This window comes from Myxococcota bacterium, assembly GCA_039030075.1.
Lineage (GTDB): Bacteria > Myxococcota_A > UBA9160 > UBA9160 > SMWR01 > JAHEJV01.
Window position 1 is genome coordinate 21619 of the sequence record JBCCEW010000041.1, and the last position, 6015, is coordinate 27633.

The 6015-nt window shown below is 70.1% G+C and carries 4 protein-coding genes; 2 read left to right on the forward strand and 2 right to left on the reverse strand.

All coding sequences use genetic code 11. The features are described 5' to 3' along the window. Nucleotides 1-11 precede the first annotated feature (11 nt). Nucleotides 12-899 (reverse strand): NAD(P)-dependent oxidoreductase, encoded by an 888-nt coding sequence (locus AAF430_25820; GenBank protein ID MEM7413675.1) that lies wholly within the window; start codon nucleotides 897-899, stop codon nucleotides 12-14. A gap of 33 nt (nucleotides 900-932) precedes the next feature. Then, nucleotides 933-2186, reverse strand: a complete 1254-nt coding sequence (locus AAF430_25825; protein ID MEM7413676.1) for a sulfotransferase — start codon at nucleotides 2184-2186, stop codon at nucleotides 933-935. A 137-nt stretch (nucleotides 2187-2323) separates the two neighbouring features. On the opposite strand from AAF430_25825, the gene AAF430_25830 reads away from it, so the two are divergent. Continuing rightward, nucleotides 2324-4705: a CoA transferase gene (locus tag AAF430_25830; protein ID MEM7413677.1), complete on the forward strand. Its 2382-nt coding sequence runs from the start codon at nucleotides 2324-2326 to the stop codon at nucleotides 4703-4705. 23 nt (nucleotides 4706-4728) lie between these two features. After that, nucleotides 4729-5928, forward strand: coding sequence for a hypothetical protein (locus tag AAF430_25835; protein MEM7413678.1), 1200 nt, complete (start codon nucleotides 4729-4731; stop codon nucleotides 5926-5928). The last annotated feature ends 87 nt before the right edge of the window (nucleotides 5929-6015 follow it).

Sequence of the window (6015 nt, forward strand, 5' to 3'; positions counted from 1 at the left end):
GCCCTGAAAACTCACGTCGGGTTCGGCGGCCAGTCGACTCCGGCGCCTTCCGCGAGCGAGAGGATCAAGGCCTGGGTGCCATCGCGCGCGTGTCCGCTCTCGGCAAGCGCGGTGTAGAGCTCACGCGCGAGACGCGCCCCGGGGAGGTCGATGCCCATCCGCGCCGATTCGGCGAGCACGATGCCCAGGTCCTTCACGAAGTGCTCGACGTAGAAACCCGGCGCATAGTCACCGGCGATCATGCGCGGTGCGAGCCCCGAGAGCAGGAAGCTGCCGGCAGCCCCCTTTGCCACGGACGCGAGCACGGTCTCGGGATCGAGTCCCGCGCGCACCGCGTACACCAGCGCCTCGCAGACGCCGATCATGTTGTTCGCCACCAGGGTCTGGTTGACTGCCTTCGTGTGTTGACCCGCGCCCGGCGCGCCCTGGTGCACAACGGTCTGGCCCATCACCTGGAAGGCGGGCTCCACGGCGGCGAAGGCCGCGGCGTCGCCGCCCACCATGATCGAGAGGCGCGCCTCGCGGGCGCCGACATCGCCCCCGGACACGGGCGCGTCCAGCGCCGCGCAACCGCGCGCGCTCGCCGCCGCCGCGATCTCTTCCGCCAGCGCGGGCTCGCTCGTCGTCATGTCGACGACAATGCCACCGGGTGCCAGCCCGGCCAGCACGCCGTCTTCGCCGAGCACCACCTCACGGACGTCCCGCGGCAGGCCCACCATCGTGAACACCACGTCGCTCTCGGCGGCCACGGCGCGCGGGGATCCGACCCACGCGGCACCCTTGGCGACGGCGGGTTCGGCCTTCGTCTCGGAGCGCGTGAACACCGTCGCCGCGTAGCCCGCCGCCTGCAGGTGCCCACACATCGGTGCGCCCATCACCCCCAGGCCGATCCAGCCCACGCGCGTTCTGCCCGGCGCCAGCCCCTCCACGGGCTACTCGGCAGCCACGTCGAAATGGTCCGAGTAGAAGCGCAGCGCGCCGCGCCGCTCCTCCGCATCGAGGCCCAGGTCTTCGAGGACGTAGCGGATGGTGCCGTGCCGGCCGCGCGGGTGGGCGTCCATGAAGCGCTGCATCGCGGAGAGCGCATCCTCGGTGAGCGGGTGACCCGCGAACGCCAGCACCCGTTCGACCATCGCCACGTCGTCCTTCATGAATTCGCGAAAGTGGACGTCGAAGACCTGGTCGTCGGGGATGGCTGCGCGCCCTTCGATCGATCCACGCAGCAGGTCTTCGACCCGCGCGCTCCAGATCCGACCGATCCGGTGCGGATCGACGGACGCGGCGCTCATGCGGTGGCCGTAGGCGAGCATCGTGCAGAGCGACGCGGTGATGCGCAGGGGGTCGCGGTGGGTCTGGACGACGCACGCGTCGGGGAACACCTCGATCAACGGCTCGAGCTGCTCGAGATGCTGGGGGCTCTTCAGGATCCAGCGCTTCGGCCCACGCAGCCACTGGAGCGCCTGCAGGCAGCGCCGCAGGTAGCGGTAGGCGGGACGCTGATCGCTCTGCTTGTACCAGCGCACGTAGCTCGGGATCTCGCAGCTCGACTCGAAGAGCATCGTCGAGAACGCGATCGCGAGCAGCTGGATCTCTTCGTGGACCGCGTCGGGCTCCATCTCGTGCATGGCTGGGAAGAGCGGCATCACCTGATGCAGGAAGTCGAGGGCCTTCCCACAGCGCACCCAGCGCGGGTCCTGGGCGTCGCCGGTGGCCGTCTCCTTCGGATCGGGGAAGGGCTCGAGGCTCTCCCAGTACGGCAGGCTCCGAAGCGAGGGGTCCTGGGAAATCAGGTTGTGGAGGTGGGTGGTGCCCGTCCGCGGGAGGCCCGCGATGATGATCGGGCGCTCGATCCGCTCTTCGGCGATCTCCGGGTGGCGCCGGAAGAGCTCGGCCAGCCGCAGTCGGCTGGTCAGCAGCTGCAGGATCAGGCTCCGGTTGCTGAAGCGTCCGAGCACGTGGAGGCCCGCCTCGCGGTCCAGGGCGTCGCACAGCACTTCGAAGGGCGCGCGGAAGTCGTCCTCGCCGAAGTCGTCGAGCTGATTCTTGCGGCGGGCGGTGTCGAGCAGGTTCTCGGGGTCGAGCGAGATCAGGCGCGGCGCCAGCGGACGCCCCAGTCGGTTGATCGCCCGGACGGGGAACGGCAGCTGCGGCGCATCCAGATCGGGGATGCGGATCGGCTCGGACATGGGTCGACGGCGCCTCCTGGGCCTCCCATTCCAGCGCAGGCCGTGCGTGGGCGCCAAAGCGAACAGGCGGACGTGACCTCCGTGGAAGCCGAGGGCGTGGGCGGCGTAGACTGGCGCCCCGACCTCGAGGAGTCCCCATGGCCAACGATCGCCCGCTCGCCGGGCTGCGTGTCATCGATCTTGCCGACGAGAAGGCCGAGCTCAGCGGCCGTCTGCTCGCCGACTTCGGCGCCGACGTGATCCGCGTCGAGGCCGCGAGCGGTGCGCGCTCGCGAACCATCGGTCCCTTCCACGAAGGCGAGAGCCTCCACTTCGCCTACCGCAACGCGGGCAAACGCGGCGTCGTGCTCGACCTGGACGATGCGTCCGGACGCGAGCAGCTCGACGCGCTCCTCGCGGGTGCCGATGTCTTGATCGACTCCGCGCGGCCCGACGCCCTCCCCGCTCGCGGGCTCGAGCCCGCACGCCTCACCGAGCAGTTCCCCCGCCTCATCACCCTGCAGGTGACGGACTTCGGGTTGAGCGGCCCCTACCGCGATTGGGTCGGCACCGACGCCGTCCTCGAAGCGATGGGCGGCCTGCTCTGGAAGGCCGGCGTCGCCCACAAGGAGCCGCTGCTCCCGCCCACGCCCCTCGCGTACGACCTCGCGGGCATCGTCGGTGCGTTCGCGGTGCTGCTCGCGCTCCACCACCGTGAAGACACGGGCTACGGCCAGCACATCGACTTCCCCGTGCTCCAGGCCGCGGCCCAGGCAACCGACTGGTCGTTCTGCAGCGCCTCGGTACAGATGGCCCAGGGTGGCCGGCCTGTCGAGGTCCGCGCGGGCTCCGGACCGCTCTACACGATCTACGCCTGCAAGGGCGGCTACGTGCGGCTGGTGATCCTCTCCCCGCGTCAGTGGCGCGCCATGTGGGAGTGGCTCGGAGAGCCCGAGGCCTTCGCGGATCCCTTCTTCGAGAGCTTCATCGCCCGACTCCAGAACGCCGATGTCTTGATGCCGCTCTACACCGAGCACTTCTCGACGATGACGATGGACGAGGTGTCGGCCGAGGCCCAGCGCCGCGGCATCGTCTGCACGCCCGTCCTGCGTCCCGAAGAGGTGCTCGCAAACGAGCACCTCCAGTCGCGCGGCACCTTCGCCGCGAACGAGTGGGCGAAGGGCATCGAGGGGCCGATGCCGAGCGGCTTCCAGGAGATCGACGGCGTCCGTCAGGGTCCGCGCAGTCGTGCGCCCGAGCCCGGCGAGCACCAGGAGGCCGTCTTCGCCGATCTCCCCTCCCCCCAGCCCGCCCCGTCCGAGCCGCGGCCGGCGCCGAGCCTGCCGCTATCGGGCCTGCGCGTGCTCGACTTCGGGATCGGCGGCGTCGGCGTCGAAGGCTGCCGGATGCTGGCCGACTACGGCGCCGACGTCATCAAGGTCGAGACCGAGACCTACCCGGACTTCATCCGCGTCGTGCTCAGCACGCCGATCTCGCCGTCCTTCGCGTCGTCCTCGCGGACGAAGCGCGGCTTCGGCGTGAACCTGAAGAAGCCCGAGGGCCTCGCCCTGGTGCACAAGCTCATCGAAGACGCCGACGTCATCATCGAGAACTCGAAGACCGGCGCGATGGACGAGATGGGCGTCGGCTACGCGAAGGTGAAGGAGCTGAACCCGCGCTGCGTGATGATCAGCAGCCAGCTGCTCGGCTCCCACGGCGCGTGGAAGGATTGGATCGGCTACGGCCCGAGCACCCAGCCGATCGGCGGCATGGTCCATCTCTGGAACTACGATGACCAGGAAGACCCCGCCGGCTCCACCGCCATCTTCCCGGACCACCTCGCGGGCCGCGTGGTGGCGATCAACGCGCTCGCCAGCCTGTGGGCACGCCGCACCACCGGCGTGGGCGCCCACTCGGAGGTCGCCCAGGTCGAGACCGTCGTCGGCGTGCTGGGCGATCTGCTCGGGAAGGCGGCCCTCGAGCCGGGCTCGGTCGGGCCGCGCGGCAACAAGACCGATCGGGGCGCGCCCTGGGGTGTCTTCCCCTGCGCCGGCGACCAGCAGTGGTGCGTGATCAGCGTGCGGGACGACGCGGACTGGGCTGCGTTTGCGCGGGCGATCGGCAATCCGGACTGGGCCCAGGATGCCGGCTTCGCCACGGCCGCAGGTCGTCTCGCCGAGCGCGACGCCCTCCACGACCACGTGCGGACCTGGACCGCGGAGCGCACGAAGCAGGAGGTCGCCGAGACGCTCCAGGCCGCGGGTGTTCCGGCGGGACCGATGTTCACCGGAGCCGATCAGGTCGAGGACGCCCACTTGTTGGAGCGCGGCTTCGTGCGCTGGATCGATCAACAGGTCATCGGCCGCATGGCCTTCGAGGGTCCGGCGTTCGCGGCCTCGGGGATCTCGGAGATCCAGGAGTTCCAGGCACCGCTCTCTGGCGAACACACTCGCGAGATCTGTCGGGAGCTCGGGGTGGACGACGCCGAGGTCGAGCGGCTGCTCGCGCTGGGCGCCCTCGAGGAACCGAAGCCGGCCTGAGCATCCACGCCCCGGAGGCCTGCTTGTCGAACTCAGCGATTCGAGTCGGTGCGCTCGCAGCGCTGTTTCTCGCTGCGATGTCGGGCTGCGCGGGCTCGGCCCAGACCCGCGAGGTCCCGATCGGCAAGTCCCGTGTCATCTCGGACCCGCGCGGCCAGTTCACGACGCGCCTCGGGCTGCCCCACACCATCGACGAGATCGAAGACGGGAGCGTGCGCATCCAGATCCCGCTCGAGGGCTCGCCCGTCCCGATGTACTGCTTCGTGCTGCGCAAGCCCACCGAGGTCGGTGCGTCGGTGGTGCGCATCGCGAACTCGGTGTTCGAGGCGTTCCGCAGCCAGGACCTCGTCGTCGAGAACGAAGAGCTGGTCTCGATCGAGGCTGGTGCGATCGGCGAAGGGTTCTACCAGGCTGCCTCGATCTCCTACGTGTTGCGCAGCGACGAGGGAGCAGGGACGGGCCTGGCCAAGGCAGCCTCGGCGAATCTCGACGACGGCGCGATCTCCTGCAACCACGCGGACGCCGGCTACGCCGAGACGTTCCGTCGGGTCTTCGCGGACCTCGTCGGAGGCTTCACGGCGCGGTCGCCGGCCTATGAGAGCTTCTACCGGGAGATCAGCATCCTCCGCATCAACGGGCGGGAGCTGGGTGCGCTCGCCGTGTCGCTGCAGCGCGACGCGGAGGGCGACGTCCGGATCGTCTCCGAGGCGTCGATGATCGCGCCCGCGGGCGGTGCGAAGCTCGACCCGATCTATACGCAAGACATCGCCTGGTCTCGCCCGAGCGGCGCGCTGATCAACGCCTACGCGCGGGAAGCGAACGTCGTCGGGGATACCACGACCCTCGCTCTCGAGTGGACCCGGGAGGACGGGTGGCACGTCCAGGGCGTGCATCAGGAGAAGGCGCTCGAGACCTCCCTCGACTACGACGGCCCCCTGCACAGCCCACTCAGCGTGGAAGGCGCGCTGCGGTCCCGACTCCTCCCCCATGGAGACGAAACGCGGCTGGTCCTGAAACAGTGGCTCTCGTCCTCCCCGGACGAGATCGCCGACGTCGTCATCGAAGTGGAATCGGAACCGCCCTTCCAGAGCACGATGCACGCCGGCCGCGTCACGCTCCGGGGAGAACGGGACATGGATGGGTCCGTGCGTCTCGCGCGCCACGAGACCGAGAACGGGGGCGAGATCGAGATCGAGCGGATCTACCGGCGCGGCGACCTCTAGCGCGCTCGCGTGCCCATGCGCGAGGCCTGGCGGGCGGCGCGCGATCGCCCCCCCCCCCCCCACCGTGACCCCGGGAGAACACCCCCC

Bases quoted from the DNA above. Each gene is read 5' to 3' on its own strand.
- AAF430_25825 (MEM7413676.1), bottom strand. From the start codon at position 2,186: ATGTCCGAGCCGATCCGCATCCCCGATCTGGATGCGCCGCAGCTGCCG.
- AAF430_25830 (MEM7413677.1), top strand. From the start codon at position 2,324: ATGGCCAACGATCGCCCGCTCGCCGGGCTGCGTGTCATCGATCTTGCC.